The sequence below is a fragment of the Arthrobacter sp. NPDC089319 genome (assembly GCF_040684925.1).
In the GTDB taxonomy this organism is placed as follows: Bacteria; Actinomycetota; Actinomycetes; order Actinomycetales; family Micrococcaceae; genus Crystallibacter.
Genome location: NZ_JBFBGZ010000008.1, coordinates 31,571 through 48,301, shown reverse-complemented (window position 1 = coordinate 48,301; position 16,731 = coordinate 31,571). Strand labels below are relative to the sequence as shown.

The 16,731-nt window shown below is 66.3% G+C and carries 12 protein-coding genes and 2 tRNA genes; 11 read left to right on the top strand and 3 right to left on the bottom strand.

What is annotated here, in order from left to right; translation table 11 throughout:
* Positions 1 to 2: 2 nt before the first annotated feature.
* From AB0N75_RS12845 to AB0N75_RS12835, 3 genes are all read left to right on the top strand, one after another.
* On the top strand, positions 3 to 1,082 hold the full coding sequence (locus AB0N75_RS12845) for a PQQ-dependent sugar dehydrogenase (protein WP_364650304.1): 1,080 nt from the start codon (positions 3 to 5) through the stop codon (positions 1,080 to 1,082).
* Between the two features lie 111 nt (positions 1,083 to 1,193).
* A tRNA-Lys gene (locus AB0N75_RS12840) sits at positions 1,194 to 1,266 on the top strand.
* A gap of 271 nt (positions 1,267 to 1,537) precedes the next feature.
* The gene (locus AB0N75_RS12835) at positions 1,538 to 2,521 is read left to right on the top strand and encodes a nitronate monooxygenase (RefSeq protein ID WP_364650301.1); all 984 of its coding nucleotides are present in this window, start codon (positions 1,538 to 1,540) and stop codon (positions 2,519 to 2,521) included.
* Positions 2,522 to 2,570: 49 nt separating this feature from the next.
* On the opposite strand, the gene AB0N75_RS12830 is transcribed toward AB0N75_RS12835, so the two are convergent.
* Positions 2,571 to 3,053 carry a MarR family transcriptional regulator gene (locus tag AB0N75_RS12830; protein WP_364650299.1) on the bottom strand — a complete coding sequence of 161 codons (483 nt, stop codon included), beginning with the start codon at positions 3,051 to 3,053 and terminating at the stop codon, positions 2,571 to 2,573.
* Positions 3,054 to 3,142: 89 nt separating this feature from the next.
* Between AB0N75_RS12830 and bcp the strand changes: the two genes are divergently transcribed.
* The 5 genes from bcp (at position 3,143) to AB0N75_RS12805 (ending at position 7,826) form a co-directional block, all read left to right on the top strand.
* A complete protein-coding gene (gene bcp / locus AB0N75_RS12825) occupies positions 3,143 to 3,616 on the top strand; it encodes a thioredoxin-dependent thiol peroxidase (RefSeq protein WP_364650296.1) in 474 nt (157 codons plus the stop codon).
* Positions 3,617 to 3,711: 95 nt separating this feature from the next.
* A tRNA-Leu gene (locus tag AB0N75_RS12820) sits at positions 3,712 to 3,796 on the top strand.
* A gap of 293 nt (positions 3,797 to 4,089) precedes the next feature.
* Complete coding sequence (locus AB0N75_RS12815) at positions 4,090 to 5,784, top strand: ABC transporter substrate-binding protein (RefSeq protein WP_364650293.1); 1,695 nt, start codon at positions 4,090 to 4,092, stop codon at positions 5,782 to 5,784.
* A 93-nt stretch (positions 5,785 to 5,877) separates the two neighbouring features.
* A complete protein-coding gene (locus AB0N75_RS12810; protein ID WP_127511529.1) occupies positions 5,878 to 6,879 on the top strand; it encodes an ABC transporter permease in 1,002 nt (333 codons plus the stop codon).
* On the top strand, positions 6,879 to 7,826 hold the full coding sequence (locus AB0N75_RS12805; RefSeq protein WP_364650289.1) for an ABC transporter permease: 948 nt from the start codon (positions 6,879 to 6,881) through the stop codon (positions 7,824 to 7,826). The genes AB0N75_RS12810 and AB0N75_RS12805 overlap by 1 nt, the downstream gene beginning before the upstream one ends.
* A gap of 35 nt (positions 7,827 to 7,861) precedes the next feature.
* On the opposite strand, the gene AB0N75_RS12800 is transcribed toward AB0N75_RS12805, so the two are convergent.
* Together AB0N75_RS12800 and AB0N75_RS12795 are read right to left on the bottom strand one after the other, a co-directional pair.
* Positions 7,862 to 8,170 (bottom strand): hypothetical protein, encoded by a 309-nt coding sequence (locus tag AB0N75_RS12800; RefSeq protein WP_364650286.1) that lies wholly within the window; start codon positions 8,168 to 8,170, stop codon positions 7,862 to 7,864.
* Positions 8,160 to 9,896, bottom strand: a complete 1,737-nt coding sequence (locus tag AB0N75_RS12795) for an ABC transporter ATP-binding protein (protein WP_364650283.1) — start codon at positions 9,894 to 9,896, stop codon at positions 8,160 to 8,162. The genes AB0N75_RS12800 and AB0N75_RS12795 overlap by 11 nt, the downstream gene beginning before the upstream one ends.
* Before the next feature lie 127 nt (positions 9,897 to 10,023).
* Here AB0N75_RS12795 and AB0N75_RS12790 point away from each other — a divergent pair, with 127 nt between their 5' ends.
* From AB0N75_RS12790 to AB0N75_RS12780, 3 genes are all read left to right on the top strand, one after another.
* The gene (locus AB0N75_RS12790; protein WP_364650280.1) at positions 10,024 to 11,700 is read left to right on the top strand and encodes an ABC transporter substrate-binding protein; all 1,677 of its coding nucleotides are present in this window, start codon (positions 10,024 to 10,026) and stop codon (positions 11,698 to 11,700) included.
* 174 nt (positions 11,701 to 11,874) lie between these two features.
* A complete protein-coding gene (locus AB0N75_RS12785) occupies positions 11,875 to 13,368 on the top strand; it encodes a malate:quinone oxidoreductase (protein ID WP_364650277.1) in 1,494 nt (497 codons plus the stop codon).
* A gap of 48 nt (positions 13,369 to 13,416) precedes the next feature.
* Entirely contained in the window at positions 13,417 to 16,719 is a 3,303-nt protein-coding gene (locus tag AB0N75_RS12780) for an efflux RND transporter permease subunit (RefSeq protein ID WP_364650274.1), read from the top strand.
* Positions 16,720 to 16,731: the final 12 nt, after the last annotated feature.

Below are 16,731 nucleotides of genomic sequence, written 5' to 3'. Positions count from 1 at the left end.
GCGTGGACGCCGATAGAAAAGACAGCGCCGAGCGGCCGCGATACGCCGGGCTTGGGCTGGCGGTGGTGCTGGCCACCGTCCTGGCCGGGTGCACCGGCGGCGTCAATGGAGCGCCGAACACCGACGGCGGCGCAGCGTCCGCCCCGGAGGTGGGCACGGCCGCTTCGGGACTGGACGAGCCGTGGTCCATCGCGGTGCTGCCCGACGGCAGCGCCCTCATCTCCGAGAACGACACCGGCCTGATCAAGCACGTGGTGGACGGCGAAACCGTGAGCGCCGTGCCCGTGGAGTCGCCGCTGGAAACCACCGGCGAGGGAGGTTTACTGGGACTGGAGCCCAGCCCGGACTTCGACGCCGATGCGCGGCTTTACGTCTACCTCACCTCCCCCGAGGACAACCGCGTGGTCAGCTACCGCTGGAAAGACGGCCAGCTAAGCGACGGGCGGGAGGTTGTGACGGGAATTCCCAAAGCCGGGAACCACAACGGAGGCAGAATCAAGTTTGGCCCTGACGGCTACCTTTACATTGCCACCGGAGACGCCGCCGTGTCCTCCCGGTCCCAGGATCGTTCCTCGCTCGGCGGCAAGATCCTTCGTGTCACTCCCGAGGGAGACCCCGCGCCCGGCAACCCGTTCGGCGACAGCCCGGTGTACAGCTACGGCCACCGCAACGTGCAGGGACTGGGATGGGATGAGGACGGCCGGCTGTGGGCCACCGAGTTCGGTCCGGACCGGGACGACGAACTGAACCTGATCGAGGCCGGCGGCAACTACGGCTGGCCGGAGGTGACCGGCGCCCCGGGCGACGATCGCTTCATCGACGCCAAGGTGGTCTGGCCGTCCACTGCGGACGCTTCCCCCAGCGGCATGGCCCTGGTGGACGGCACGGCGTGGATCGCGGCGCTGCGTGGCCAGCGGCTGTGGAAGGTGGAGTTGGACGGCACAGACGCCGGCGAGCCCGAAGCGCTTCATGAGGGCGCCTACGGCCGACTGCGCGACGTTGCGGCCGCTCCGGACGGGGGGCTCTGGGTGCTGACCAACGGCACCGGAAACGACCGGATGCTGTCCGTTCCTGTGAAGTAGGCTACAAAGGCCCGCTCGATTTCACTTTCGCGGAAATGTCCTGCTAGAGTTACATGTCGTTGCGAGGGAAAAAACAGAGGGAAACCGCTGCTGAAACCTTCACAGACAGATGCACCTCTAGCTCAACTGGCAGAGCAATTGACTCTTAATCAATGGGTTCCGGGTTCGAGTCCCGGGGGGTGCACGGACAAACCCCGTCCGACAAAGCGAAACGCTGAGTCGGACGGGGTTTCTTTTTGTCCGGAGGCCGCCCAGTCAAAGTTGCCCCTCGCTCTCGCGGTAGGACGAACGCCATTCAATAAGCTGCCCATCGTCACTAGGATGAAGGTCCGTGCGTTGGAGGAGTCCGTCATGAAAGCTGCCCGCTACTACGATCAGAGGGACATCAGGATCGAGGACATCCCGGAACCGGAGCTCACATCCGGAACGGTTGGCGTGGACGTGAATCCGAAAGCATGAGCCTTTCCCCAGCCTCGGATGATTTTTGCGGCCGCCTAGGCCTGGCCCAACCCCTGCTCAATGCCCCGATGGCAGGGGCCGCCGGCGGCCGCTTGGCTGCGGCGGTTTCATCGGCCGGTGGACTGGGCATGGTGGGCATCGGCGGCGGCGTGGCCTCCGACTGGCTGGAGCGCGAGCTGGCCTTGGCAGCCGCTTCGGGCAAGCCGTGGGGTGCGGGGCTAATGGCGTGGGTACTGGAGGAGTCGTTGGAGCCACTGCGCGTGGTGCTGGAACACCGTCCGGATCTGGTCTGTGTCAGCTTCGGCGATCCCGGTGCGGCCGCGACGCTGGCCCGCGACGCCGGTTCGCTGGTGGCCATGCAGGTGGGGAACGCAGCGGATCTTCGGCGTGCGCTGGAAGGGGACATTGACGTCGTCGTGGTCCGCGGCAGCGAAGGCGGCGGGCACGGCCGCAATGAAGTGGCTACCCTGCCGCTGCTGCAACTGGCCCTGGACCAGACGGACAAGCCCGTACTGGCCGCGGGCGGGATCGCCACGGCGCGCGGGGTGGCGGCTGTGCTGGCGGCCGGCGCGCAGGGGGCGTGGATCGGCACCCGGTTCGCGGCCTGCACCGAATCCATCAGCCCCGCCAAGGTCAAGGAAGCCATCGCCAGCGCGGGCACGGATGACACGGTCTACACCCGCGCGTTCGACATTGCCCAGCATCTGGCGTGGCCCGCCGAGTTCGGCGGCCGCGCGTTACGCAACCGTTTCAGCGAGCGTTGGGCCGACGACATTGAATCGCTGCAGGGCGAGGTAGCTGCATCGCCCTCGATCACGGAGACGGTCGAGGCCGCACGCCGTGATGCGGATGTGGCCCAGGCTCCCGTTTATGCCGGGCAATCTGCAGGCCTCACGCACGGCGGGGAATCTGCCGCCGACGTAGTGGCGGATCTAGCCGGGTTCCGGACCTACCTGAGGGCGTCGGTGTCCCGCTGGTAAAGCCAGAGCCGGCGCTGGTGAACAACCAAGCCGAAGGTTATGCGGCGGATTAGTCGCCGTCCTCGAACTTCTCAAGTTCGACGACGTCGATGGGTTCGCCTGCGCCGATGCCAAAACGGGTGTTGCCCAGCCTGCGGATGATGACGGTCAAGCGTTCCTTGAGCTCTTCCATCTGGTCGCCGTTGCCACTGCTGAGCAGGCGCTCGAGCTCGGCGGCCTGCTTGAGTGCCAGATGCCCCTCGTCGCTGATCTGTACGATCTGCCGCCGCCGGTCCACCTCGCTGCGTGCCCGGACGATGTGCCCGTGCACTTCGAGCCGGCCCAGCGTCTTACCCATGGTCTGAGCCTGAACGCGCACCCGGTTCGCCAATTGCGCCTGGGTCATTTCGCCGTCGGCTGCCAGCACCTCAAGGGCGATCACACCGGCATGGGTTAGTCCGAGGCCGGCCAGTTTGTCGTTCCACTCATGCTCCACCAACCGCGCGGCGGTGGAGAGCAACCGTGGCATCGGCCAATTTTTCAAATCCGGCATGCCCACAAGTATACGTACGATGCCCGGGCAGGCCGAGGGCCGACTTGGCTATGCTGGTGCTGGAACCCGAATTGCTAAGGAGCTGCCCTATGGCCGAACGACTGTCTACCGGCGACATCGCCCCGGAATTCACGCTTCAGGACTCGGCGGGCAACAATGTCTCGCTGGCGGACTATCGTGGCCAAAACGTTGTGGTCTACTTCTATCCGGCCGCATCCACACCGGGCTGCACGAAGGAAGCCTGCGATTTCCGCGACAGCCTCGAGTCCTTAAAGAGCGCCGGTTACGCAGTGCTGGGTGTCTCGCCCGACCCGCTTCCCAAGCTGGTGAAGTTCGCGGACAACGAGCAACTGAATTTCCCCTTGCTCTCCGATGAAGACCATGCCGTGGCCGAGGCCTACGCCGCCTGGGGAGAAAAGAAGAACTACGGCAAGGTCTACGAGGGCCTGATCCGTTCCACGATCGTGGTGGATCCCGCGGGCAAGGTGGCGCTGGCACAGTACAACGTGCGCGCTACCGGACACGTGGCCAAATTGCGCCGCGACCTCGGCCTGGACAACTAGGCCCGCTTCTAGACGGCAGGGCGCCCGAAGGCCCGGCTGGATGCCGGTAGACTAATGGCTGTTCCAGATCGGCCGGAGTCAGGCCCGGAGCAGATGCGCGAGTGGCGGAATTGGTAGACGCGCTGGATTTAGGTTCCAGTGTCTTCGGACGTGCGGGTTCAAGTCCCGCCTTGCGCACCACCTTCCAAGAGCCCTGCAGCCCAGACGCTGCGGGGCTCTTCGGTTTAACGCCGTTGCCCCTCCGGTGCCCGCCCGCGCCGGCACCTGCCGGCGGAAGACGCGCACCGCCGTCGTGCTGCATGGGTCGCTGTCACCAAATTGTGATGCTTTTGTCCCGCGCCAGAACGTGAAACCGATGCTTTCGATCTTTCCTGTGACTAAGCTCTCATCAAGCGGAGCCGTGCCATAGCGCGGCTCCGCCGGTCGCCGCACACACGGTCGGCGCCCCACCTCACGTCCACGAGGAGCAGTCCATGTCATTCACTGGCACCACTTCAGGTGGCCCGCGCCGAGGCCGGCGCACCGCAGCCGCTATAGCCGGTCTGGCCGCCGGCGCACTCTTCCTGTCCGGCTGTGCCGCAAGCGAGCGCGGTGGCGGAACGGACGCCGAAAGCGAGGGCGGGGTCAACTCGACGTTTGTCTTCGCCGCATCCTCCGATCCGAAATCGCTGGATCCGGCGTACGCGAGCGACGGCGAATCGTTTCGCGTGAGCCGCCAGATCTTCGAGGGCCTGGTGGGCGTGGAGCCCGGCACGGCCGATCCCGCACCGCTGCTGGCCGAGTCCTGGGAAGCGTCCGACGACGGGCTGTCCTACACCTTCCAGCTGAAGGAAGGCGTGAAGTTCCACGACGACACCGCTTTCAACGCCGATGCGGTGTGCTTTAACTTCGACCGCTGGTACAACTTCACCGGCGTCCAGCAGTCCCAGGCGGTCAGCTACTACTATGGCTCGCTCTTCAAGGGCTACTCCGACTCCCCCGAAACCGCCGTCTACGACTCCTGCGAAGCCGCCAGCGACACGGAAGTGACCGTCAAGCTGGCCAAGCCGTTCGCCGGGTTCATCGCGGCGCTGTCGCTGCCCGCCTTCGCCATGCAGAGCCCCGCCGCGATGGAAGAGTTCAAGGCCGATGAGGTGGGCGGCTCGGCCGAGGCTCCGGTACTGAGCGAATACGCCGAGGGACATCCGGTGGGCACCGGACCGTTCAAGTTCGACAGCTGGGAGGCCGGCCAGTCGCTGGAGCTCTCCTACTTCGACGGTTACTGGGGCGACCGCGGACAGATCGACAAGATCATCTTCCGGATCATCGACGACCCGAACGCCCGGCGTCAGGCCCTGGAAGCCGGACAGATCGACGGTTATGATCTGGTGGCCCCGGCCGACACCCAGGCGCTGGCGGACGCCGGCTTCAAAATTGTTCCGCGCGATCCGTTCACCATCCTCTACCTGGGCCTCAACCAGAAGGTGAAGGCGCTCTCCGACCTCAAGGTCCGCCAGGCAATCTCCTACGCGATCGACAAGGACGCGCTGGTCAAGCAGACGCTGCCCGAGGGAACCAAGGTTGCCTCGCAGTTTGTGCCGGACATGGTCAACGGCTACAACGAGGACGTCACCACCTACCCCTATGACCCGGCGAAGGCCAAGGAACTGCTGGCCGAGGCCGGCTACGCGGACGGACTGGAGCTCCAGTTCAACTACCCGACGGGCGTCTCGCGGCCGTACATGCCGACGCCGGAGCAGGTGTTCACCAACGTGAGCGCCCAGCTGGAGGAAGTGGGCATCACCATCAAGGCACAGCCGGACAAGTGGGCGCCGGACTACCTGGACAAGGTCCAGGCCAGCGACGACCACGGCATCCACCTGCTGGGCTGGACCGGCGACTACAACGACACCGATAACTTCGTCGGCGTGTTCTTCGGACAGGAGAAGCCGGAGTTCGGGTTCGAGAACAAGGAACTGTTCGACAAGCTGGCCGAGGCCCGCGGCACCAGCAAGGTGGAAGAGCAGACGCCGCTGTACGAGGAGATCAACGCGGACATCGCCGAGTACGTCCCGGCCATTCCGCTGGCGCACCCGGCCCCGTCACTCGCCTTCGCGCCCCGGGTGGAGTCCTACCCGGCCAGCCCGGTCAATGACGAGGTCTTCAACACGATCAAACTGACCGAGTAAGTCCCGCCGCCGGGGCCCGCCTAGTGCGGGTCCCGGCGTTTCCACCCCACAGCAACAGGACGAGGTGCCTCCCCCGGGCACCGGAAGGACACTGTGCTCAGAGTTATTGGCAAACGCATCGCGTTGCTCATCCCGACGCTCATCGGGCTCTCGCTGCTGCTCTTCCTCTGGGTGCGCAGCCTGCCCGGCGGCCCGGCCACCGCATTGTTGGGCGACCGGGCCACTCCCGATGCCGTGGCCCGGATTAACGAGCTTTACGGCTTCGACCGGCCGCTGATCGAACAGTACTTCGTCTATATGGGCAAGCTGCTCCAAGGCGATTTCGGCACCTCGATCCTGACCGGCCGGCCGGTGCTTGAAGAATTCGGCACCCGCTTCCCGGCAACGCTCGAACTGACCATCGTGGCGTTGATCTTCGCCGTCGGAATCGGGATTCCGCTGGGGTACCAGGCAGCGAAGAACTACGGGAGATGGCCGGACCACTCCTCGGTGGTCCTGTCGCTGATCGGCATCACCGTTCCGGTTTTCTTCCTCGCCTTCATCCTCAAATGGATGTTCGCCATCAAGCTGCCCTGGTTCCCCACCGACGGGCGGCAGAATCCGCGCATCGACGCAACGCACGTGACTGACTTCTACGTGTTGGACGGCATCCTCACCCGCGAATGGGACGCGGCATGGGACGCGTTCATGCACCTGGTTTTGCCAGGCATCGCGCTGGGCACCATTCCGCTGGCCATCATTGTCCGCATTACCAGGGCCTCCGTGCTGGAGGTCCAGAATGCGGACTACGTCCGCACGGCCAGAGCCAAGGGGCTGCAAGAGAAAACCATCCGCAACCGCTTTGTGCTGCGCAATGCCATGCTGCCGGTGACCACCACGATTGGGCTGCAATTGGGGCTGCTGGTCTCCGGTGCGGTGCTGACAGAAACGGTCTTCGCCTTCAGCGGGATCGGCAGGTTCCTGCGCGACGCCATCTTCAACCTGGACTATCCGGTACTGCAGGGGTTCATTATTTTCATTGCCTTGATCTATTCGCTGATCAATTTGCTGGTGGACGTTTCCTATAGCGTCATCGACCCGAGGGTGCGTGTCTGATGAGCACTACTCTTCCTCCCCAGCCCGGCGGCGATACCGACGTCGCCGCACCGGCGCCCGTTGTCCGGGACACCGGCGGCACCAGCCTCTGGAAGGACGCCTTCCGCCGGCTGCGCAAGAACCCTCAGGCCATCGCCGGCGCGGTCATTGTGGGACTGTTCCTGCTGGTGGCGCTGCTGGCCCCGCTGCTGGCCCGCTACGGTGGCGAAGAGCTGCCCGGCCGCACCTACATCACGCCCACCCACATTCCGGGCTTCGGCGAGGTGGACGGCTTCCCGCTGGGGCTGGACCGCTTTGGCGGCGATCTGTTGAGCAAGCTGATCTGGGGCGCTCGGGCGTCGCTGGTCATCGGCGTCATGTCCACGGCCATTGGACTGGTCGGCGGCATGCTCTTGGGCATCATTGCCGGCGGCTTCGGCGGCAAGATCGACAACGCGATCATGCGTTGCGTGGACATCCTGCTCTCCGTGCCGAACCTGCTGCTGGCCGTGTCGATTGCGGCCATCCTGGGCCAAGGGGCCTTCGCGGTCATGATCGCCATCGGCGTGGCGCAGGTGCCGATCTTCGCCCGGCTGTTGCGCTCGTCAATGATTTCGCAACGCAGCGCCGACTACATGCTGGCCGCGCAAACGCTGGGCCTCAGCCGAGGCGCCATCATCATCAACCACCAACTGCCCAACAGCCTGGGCCCGGTGATCGTGCAGGCCACGCTGACGCTGGCCACCGCCGTGATCGACGCCGCCGCCCTGTCCTTCCTGGGTCTGGGCGGCGGAAGGCCGCAAACCGCCGAATGGGGCCGGATGCTCACCTACGCCCAGGCCGAACTCGGCATCGCCCCCCAGCTGGCCTTCTTGCCGGGCCTCTGCATCGCCATCACGGCGCTGGGCTTCACCCTGCTGGGTGAATCGCTGCGCGAAGCGCTGGATCCGAAGACCCGGGCCAAGTAGCCGCCACGAGGACGACGCCGGTCGGCTGAATGAATTCAGCGGGTCTGCGTGGCCGGCGGCTGTCCGCCGTCGCGGCGGCGCTGGCGGGCCATGTGCAGCATGGCCGCGAAGCCCGCGATAAAGAACAGTTCCAGCACCACCAGCAGCCAGACGGCGCCCCACTGGCCTTCCCCCGCGAAGATGATGGCGCCGAAGGCCACCAGCACGGTGCCGATCACCAGCACGAAGACTGCGAAGCCGGTGGCGACGGCAGCGCTCCGCACCCCGGTCCGGAAGCCAAAACCTTCCGGGCGGTGATCCTCAGGCTCCGGAGTGGAACCGGGTCCGGCTGGCTTAGGACGCAATCTCCGGATCCTCCGCCTCGATGTCCAGCTCATTGCTCGGGATGGAGGCCAGCAGCCGCCGGGTATAGGGGTGCCGCGGATTGGTGAAGACTTCCTCCGAACTGGCCGCCTCCACGAGTTCGCCGTCCTTCATCACGCAGACGAAGTCGGAGATCAGCCGCACCACGGCCAGGTCATGCGAGATGAAGAGGTAGCTCAGCCCCAGCTCCGACTGAAGGTCGCCGAGCAGCTTCAAGATCTGCGCCTGAACCAGCACGTCCAAGGCGGACACCGGCTCGTCGCAGACAATCAAATCCGGCTTCAGCGCCAGCGCCCGGGCAATCGCGACGCGCTGGCGCTGGCCGCCGGAGAGCTCGGACGGATAGCGGCGCAGCATGCTCTGCGGCAGGGCCACCTGGTCCATCAGTTCGCGGACCCGGGCGGCGCGTTCCCTGGAGTTGCCGCGCTTGTAGGTGGACAGCGGCTCGTCCACGATCCGTTCGACCGTGAACATCGGGTTCAGCGACGAATACGGATCCTGGAACACCGGCTGCACCCGCTGCCGGAACTCCCGCAACTGCGGCTTGGTCAGGGTGGCCACGTCCATGCCGTCGAACGACATGGTGCCGCTGGTCGGTTCGATCAGCTTCAGCAGCATCCGTGCCGTAGTGGTCTTGCCGGATCCCGATTCGCCGACGATCGCGACGGTTTGGCCGCGCGGAACATCGAGGGTGACGTTCCTTGCGGCGTAGAAATCTTCGGCCTGGCCGCGGATCTTGTACACCTTGGTCAGGTCGCGCAGTTCCACGATGTTGTCCGGAGCCATCCGGTGGGAGAACGCCTCGGCGTCGTGGTCTTGCTCGTGGTTTTGAAACACCTTTTCGGCGCGGTCGGCCCGCGCCTCGGGGCTGGATGTATAGGCACCCGGCAGCAGGCGGACGGCAGCAACGCTGGGCGCCGCCTTCACCAACGACTGGGTGTACGGGTGCTGCGGGTCCTCCAGCAGCTGCCGCGCCGGCCCGGCCTCCACCACCGTGCCCCGGTGCATCACCACCAGTTCGGAGGCGCGTTCGGCTGCCAGTCCCAAATCGTGGGTAATCAGCAGCACGGCCGTACCCAATTCCTCGGTCATCGAGTCGATCTGGTCCAGGATGGTGCGCTGCACGGTCACGTCCAGGGCAGAGGTCGGCTCATCGGCGATCAGCAGCCGCGGCCGGCAGGCCAGGCCAATGGCGATCAGGGCACGCTGGCGCATGCCGCCGGAGAACTCATGCGGGTACTGCTTGGCGCGTTCCTTCGCGTTGGGCAGTCCCGCCGCCTCCAGCACCTCGACCACCTTCCGGTCCACGTCACGCTTGGTCGCCATCCCGTGCACCAGCAGCGTCTCCGCCACCTGCGAGCCGATCTTGGTGACCGGGTTCAGGTTGGACATCGGATCCTGTGGGACCAGGCCGATCTGGCGTCCGCGGATGGCCCGCATCCGCTGCTCCGGCAGCCCCACCAGCTCCTGGCCGTCGAACCGGATGCTCCCCGCGGTCACCCGGCCGTTGCCCGGCAGCAGGCCGATCAGCGACATGGCCGTGGTCGACTTCCCCGAACCGGACTCACCCACGATCGCCAGCGTCTGGCCCTGTTCCAAGCGCAGCGAGGCGCCCTCCACTGCGGCGACTTCCCCGTAGGTCGTGCGGAAGGAAACGGCCAGATCCCGGACTTCGAGCAGCGCGGCGTCGTCGATATGTTCGGTCATGTGTCCATCCTGCCCCATCTCACGCCGGATGTGGCCTATCTCTCATCGGGATTTCGCTGCTCGGGGCGCCGGACGGGCGTCGCTTAGACTTGAGGATCATCCCAGCCTGCCCCGAGGAGCCCGAAGCGTGACACCACTTCCCGCGCGCCGCACCGTGCTGCAGGCCGGCGCAGCGGCAGCGGCTGTGTTGCTCGCCGGCTGCACCTCGGAACCCAGCCGGCCCGCCGCCTCCTCGACGGCGGCTGCCGCGCCGACGGCATCGCCCGAGGACACCACCTTTTCGATGGGAATCGCCGCCGCTCCAGTGACGCTGGACCCCGCGCTGGCACTGGACACCGAGTCGTACCGGGTGACCCGGCAGATGCTGGAAACCCTGATCGGCGTGGATCCGGCCACCGGTGTGCCGGCGCCGCGGCTGGCCGTCGAATGGACCGAGTCGGAGGACGGCCGCTCCTATCGCTTCCGGCTGCGCGAAGGCGTCACGTTCCACGACGGCACCGCGTTCAACGCCGAAGCGGTCCGCACCAACTTCGAACGCTGGTATCGGCTCCCGGAGGACGCCCAGCCCGTGGAAGGCGGACTGGCCTTCCGTTCGGTCTTCGGCGCGCTGGCCAGCGATGAGGCCGAGTCGCTCTACGAAAGCTGCGAGGTGGTGGGAGAACTGGAGGTCCAACTGAACCTCAGGCGCCGGTTCACCGGGTTGGTGGCTTCGCTGGCCATGCCGGCCTTCGCCATCTCCTCGCCCGCCGCGCTCAAGGCCGGACGGGCCGACCGGTTGACCGAGGAACGCAGCGGCAACAAGGTCTCCCGCTACGGACTGGCACCGGTGGGCACCGGACCATTCGCCTTCGCCAATTGGGAGCAGGACCGTGTGGTGCTCTCCGCCTACGACGCATACTGGGGAGCGGCCGGCGCCGTGCGCACCGTGGTGTTCAAGACGCTGCCGCACCCGGCCGCCCGGCTGCGGGCGCTGCAGGCCGGGGAGATCGACGGCTACGACCTGGTCACCCCGGCCACCTATGCGGACCTGGTCCGGGCCGGCATGCAGGTCCTCCAGCGCGACCCCTTCTCGGTGGCGTACCTGGGCATGAACCAGGCTGCCGACGGGCTGAAAGACATCACCATGCGCCAGGCCATCGCCCATGCCATCGACCGGAAGACGCTGATCGACAGTTTCTACCTGCAAGGCACCACCGAGGCCAAGCAATTCATCCCGCGCAGCCTGGGCGTGACCAACGAGACCATCACCTATTACGAGTACAACCCGGAACGTTCGCGGCAACTGCTGGCAGAGGCCGGGTACGACGGCGCTGACCTCACTTTTTACTATCCGCTCGACGTGACGCGGGCCTACCTGCCCACCCCCGAAAAGGTTTACGGGGAACTGAGCCGGCAGCTCACCGCCGTCGGAATCAATATCAAACCGATGCCGGTTCCGTGGGATGAAGGCTATCTGGAGGCGGTCCAAGGCGGCGACGACCATGCCCTGCATCTGGCCGGCATCAGCGGCAGCTACCGCGACCCTGACAACTTTGTGGGTCCGCTGTTCGGCAGCAAATCGCTGGAGTTCGGCTACGACAGCGCGCAGGTCCGCAGCAAGATTGCCCGTGCCAAGACCCTGCCGGAGGGCGAAGACCGCGTCGACGCGTATTACAGCATCAACGAGCAGCTGGCTCGAGCGGTCCCCGCCGTGCCGCTGGCGTTCCCGATTTCGGCGCTGGCCATGGGGCCCCGGGTGGAGAGTTACCCGGCCAGCCCGCTGCTGGACGAGGTCTACAATCTGATTCAGCTGGGCCCGGCCTAAACTGAGGTGAGGCTGCTGCCGCAGCGGCTTACCGCGCAGTTTTACCGCTGGATTACTACGCCACCCCCGGCTGCGTCTGTCTATTGGGTCACAACGGAGACAACAAATTTTAGTCTCGCTGTGGCATCGCGCTAGGCTTCTGAATGCTGGCAAAGCTGCTATTGGAGATTGAAGTTGACTGCAAACACCCCCTCGGGATCATCCAACAACGTCGACGTCGCGCTGATTGGCGGCGGCATTATGAGCACCACCCTCGGCTCCTTCATCAAGCAGCTGCAGCCGGACTGGAGCATCAGCCTGTTCGAGAACCTGGACGAGGTTGGCATGGAAGCCTCCGACCCCTGGAACAACGCCGGAACCGGCCACGCCGCGCTCTGCGAGCTGAACTACACCCCCGCCGCCGCTGATGGATCCGTTGCCACAGGCAAGGCTGTGGGCATCAACGAGAAGTTCCATGTGTCGCGCCAGTTCTGGTCGCACATGATCCGCGAGGGCCACATCTCCTCGCCCAAGGAATTCGTCAACCCGCTGCCGCACATGAGTTTTGTCTGGGGCGATGACCACGCGAACTACCTCAAGCGCCGGTATGAGGCGCTGAAGAACGAACCGCTGTTCGAACAGATCGAGTTCACCGAAGACCACGCCACCATCAACGAGTGGACCCCGCTGATCATGGCTGGCCGCGACCCGCAGCAGCGCGTGGCGGCGTCCCGCGTCACCGGTGGCACCGATGTGGACTTCGGCTCGCTCTCCCGCAAGCTGGCCGGCTACCTGACCGCCAACGGCGTCGAACTGAACTACGGCCACCGCGTACTGGACGTCTCCCGCAACACCGATGGCCGCTGGACGCTGGAAGTCAAGAACAACGCCACCGGGGAAAAGACCAAGGTCAACGCCCGCTTCGTGTTCATCGGCGCAGGCGGCGGAGCGCTGCACCTGCTGCAGCGCTCGGGCATCCCCGAGTCCAAGGGCTTCGGCGGCTTTCCGGTGTCCGGCCAGTTCCTGCGCTGCACGGACGAGACCGTCATTGCCGCCCACAATGCCAAGGTGTACGGACAGGCTTCCGTGGGCGCCCCGCCCATGTCCGTGCCGCACCTGGACACCCGCTTCGTCAACGGCAAGCGCTCCCTGCTCTTCGGCCCGTACGGCGGGTTCTCGCCGAAGTTCCTCAAGACCGGATCGCTGCTGGACCTGCCGCTGTCCGTGCGCCCGTCCAACCTGATCCCCATGCTGGCCGTGGCCAAGGACAACTTCGGCCTGGTCAAGTACCTGGTCACCGAGGTGCTCAAGACCCGCGAGGGCAAGAACAAGGCCCTGCGTGCCTTCCACCCGGAGGTTGCGGGCGAGGCGTGGGAACTGATCACCGCCGGCCAGCGGGTCCAGGTCATCAAAAAGGACCCGAAGAAGGGCGGCGCCCTGCAGTTCGGCACCGAGATGATCGCCTCCGCCGACGGCAGCATTTCCGCCCTCTTGGGTGCCTCCCCCGGCGCTTCCACCGCCGCCCCGATCATGATCAGCCTGCTGGAACGCTGCTTCCCGCTGGAGTTCAAGGGCTGGGAGCCCAAGCTGAAGGAAATGATCCCCGGCTATGGCGCCAAGCTGAACGAGAACCAGTCGCTGCTGGCCGAAATCACCGCCGAGACCAACAAGGTGCTCGAGCTGGCCTGACACCGGTCCGTTGCGGCGGCCCAGCCCTGACAAACTAAGCTACATCCCATGCACAAGCTGGCAACACTGTCCCTGGCGAACCGGGCGCTGATCGCGCTGATTACGGTCTTCGTGGCCGTTTTCGGCGTGATCACCATGGGCTCGCTCAAGCAGGAACTGATCCCCTCGCTGGAATTTCCGCGGGTCACTGTGGTCAGCTCCATGCCCGGCGCGTCCCCTGAAGTGGTGGACAAGCAGGTCAGCGAACCGCTGGAACGCGCGCTCACCGCCGTGGAGGGTCTGGAATCCTCCTCGGCGGTGTCACGCACGGGGTTCTCCACCGTCAACCTGACCTTCGTCTACGGCACCAACCTGGACCGTGCCCGCAGCCAGGTGGACCGCGCCATTTCCAACGTCCGCCAGCAGCTGCCCGACGACGTCTCGCCGCTGTCGCTGGCCGGCAGCATCGACGATTTCCCGATCGTTTTCATGGCGGTCGGCTCCGATGTGGACTTGAGCGAGCTGAGCACCGAGCTGAACCGGCTGACCGTGCCCCGGCTGCAGAACATCGCCGGCGTGCGCGGCGCCGAAGTCTCCGGTGGCCCCGGCCGGCACATCGCCATCCTGCCCGACGACGATGCCATGGCGGAGGCAGGCGTCGGCGTTTCCGCTGTGGTGGACAGTCTCGCCAGCAGCGGCGGACTGGTCCCGGCCGGGGCCGTGCAACAGGACGGCAAGAGTCTCTCGGTGCAGATCGGCAGTCCGCTGGACAGCCTGAAAGCCATCGAGAACCTGCCGCTCTCCCCCGCTGGAACAACGACGGCGGAGCAGCCTTCCGCTCCCGCCTCACCGGGCGCGGGGCAGGCCCCGGGACAGTTTCCGGGCCAAGGCCAGCCGGCACCGCCGGGCAACCCGGCGGACCAGGGCCAGGTGCCGGTCCCTGACACCGTGCCCGGTCAGGCACAGCCCGGCCAGCAACCAGAAGCCGCCGCCGAAGATCCCGCCACCATCGGCGACGTGGCCAAGGTGTCCATCGCCGACGACGACCAAACCTCAATCACGCGGACCAACGGGGAACTGACGCTGGCGCTGGCCGTCACCAAGACGCCGGACGGCGACACGGTGGCCATCTCGCACGCGGTCAAGGACATGCTTCCCGAGCTGGAGGCCGAGCTGGGCAACGGCGCGCAGATCACCACAGTGTTCGACCAGGCTCCCTTCATCGAGAAGTCCATCAAGGACCTGACCACCGAGGGGCTGCTGGGGCTGGGCTTCGCGGTGCTGATCATCCTGGTCTTCCTGCTCTCCGTGCGCGCCACGCTGATCACCGCGATTTCCATCCCGCTCTCACTGCTGGCCACGTTCATCGGCCTGAATGCGCTGGGCTACTCGCTGAACATCCTTACCCTCGGCGCGCTGACCATCGCCATCGGCCGGGTAGTTGACGACTCGATCGTGGTGGTCGAGAACATCAGGCGGCACCTGAACTACGGCGAAGCCAAGCGCGACGCCATCATGGCCGCTGTGCGCGAAGTGGCCGGCGCGATCACCGCCTCCACGCTGACCACCGTGGCGGTCTTCCTGCCGATCGCATTCGTCGGCGATCTGGCCGGTGAACTGTTCCGCCCCTTCGCCGTCACCACGGCGCTGGCCTTGCTGGCCTCGCTCGCGGTGTCGCTGACGATCGTGCCGGTGCTGGCGTACTGGTTCGTCAAGTCACCGCAGCCCCAGTCACGCTCCGACGCGCTGGCGGTGCGCGAAGCGGCTTCGGAGAAGGAACGCCGGTCCCTGCTGCAGCGCGGCTACCTGCCGGTGCTCGCCGGCACCCAGCGGCACCCGGTGGTCACCACCGTGGCGGCGCTGCTGGTGCTGGGCGGCACCGTTGCCATGGTCCCGCTGATGCAAACCAACCTGTTGGGCGACAGCGGCCAGAACAGCTTCAGCCTGCGGCTCCAGATGCCGGCCGGGTCCAGCCTGGAGTCCACCGATGAGGCATCGGTGCCGGTCGAGGAACTGCTGGCCGGCATGGACGGCATCCAGGACGTCCAGGTCACCATGGGCAACGCCGGCGGCGGCGTGGGCACGTTCCTTTCCGCAGGCGCCTCGGTGGCGCAGTACACCGTGATCACGGAAGAAGGCATTGACCAGGCGGCGCTGCGCGACAAGGTGCGCTCCGCCGTCGAGCAGCTGCCCGGCGACGCGACGTTCACGCTGGGCACGCAGGGTGGTGGCTTCGGCACCTCCAGCACCGTGGACGTGGAGATCTCGGCCAGCGAACCGGGCCAGTTGCAGGACGCGTCGGACCGCCTGGTGGAACGGCTGCAGGACCTGCCGGGAGCCGCGGAGGCGTCCAGCAACCTGTCCGCGGCCGAACCGGTGGTGCAGGTGTCCGTGGACCGGGCCAAGGCCGTGGCCGCCGGCCTGGACGAGGAACAGGTCGCCGGTTTGCTGGCGTCAACGATCAGCCCGCTGCCCGGCGGCACCGTGCGGATCGGCACCACCGACTTCCCCGTGCTTATCGGCGAAGGCAGCGACTTTGCCAGCGTCGAGGAACTGCGCGGCGTCGAACTGCCGACGGCCGGCGGACCGGTGCCGCTGACCGATCTGGCCACGGTGAAGGAAACCGACGTGCCGACGTCGATCAGTGCCAGCGGCGGCGAACGCACCGCCGTCGTCTCCGTCACCCCGGAGGGAGATAACCTTGGTGCGCTCAGCGGCGAGGTGGCGGCGGTGCTGGACAGCACCGAGCTGCCGGCCGGCGTCACCGCGAGCCTGGGCGGCGCGGCCACCCAGCAGGCCGAATCCTTCGCCCAGCTGGGCTGGGCGCTGCTGGCCGCCGTCGCCATTGTGTACGTGATCATGGTGGCGACCTTCAAGTCGTTGGTGCAGCCGCTGATCCTGCTGGTCTCGATTCCGTTCGCGGCCACCGGCGCGATCGGGCTGCTGGTCCTCACGCAGATTCCGCTGGGGCTGCCGTCGCTGATCGGCATGCTGATGCTGGTGGGCATCGTGGTGACGAATGCAATTGTGCTGATCGACCTCATCAACCAGTACCGTCGCCCGCATGACGGGCAGCCCGGCATGAGCGTGGCGGACGCCATCACGCACGGTGCGCGGCGCCGGCTGCGGCCCATCCTGATGACCGCGCTGGCCACCATCTGTGCGCTCACGCCGATGGCGCTGGGACTGACCGGCGAGGGCGGCTTTATATCGCAGCCGCTGGCCGTGGTGGTGATCGGCGGGCTGGTCTCCTCGACCGCGCTGACACTGGTGCTGGTGCCGGTGTTGTACCGGCTGGTGGAAGGCCGGCACGAGCGCCGGACGGTCAAGCGCAATACACTCGAGGCAGAACTGGTTCCGGCCGGGCGCTGAATCCCGGCGGGT

What these genes read in the sequence shown, in the direction of transcription:
- AB0N75_RS12805 (WP_364650289.1), top strand. Translation starts at nt 6,879, where the DNA reads ATGAGCACTACTCTTCCTCCCCAGCCCGGCGGCGATACCGACGTCGCC.
- AB0N75_RS12835 (WP_364650301.1), top strand. Translation starts at nt 1,538, where the DNA reads ATGAGCCTTTCCCCAGCCTCGGATGATTTTTGCGGCCGCCTAGGCCTG.
- AB0N75_RS12780 (WP_364650274.1), top strand. Translation starts at nt 13,417, where the DNA reads ATGCACAAGCTGGCAACACTGTCCCTGGCGAACCGGGCGCTGATCGCG.
- bcp (WP_364650296.1), top strand. Translation starts at nt 3,143, where the DNA reads ATGGCCGAACGACTGTCTACCGGCGACATCGCCCCGGAATTCACGCTT.
- AB0N75_RS12815 (WP_364650293.1), top strand. Translation starts at nt 4,090, where the DNA reads ATGTCATTCACTGGCACCACTTCAGGTGGCCCGCGCCGAGGCCGGCGC.
- AB0N75_RS12795 (WP_364650283.1), bottom strand. Translation starts at nt 9,896, where the DNA reads ATGACCGAACATATCGACGACGCCGCGCTGCTCGAAGTCCGGGATCTG.
- AB0N75_RS12830 (WP_364650299.1), bottom strand. Translation starts at nt 3,053, where the DNA reads ATGCCGGATTTGAAAAATTGGCCGATGCCACGGTTGCTCTCCACCGCC.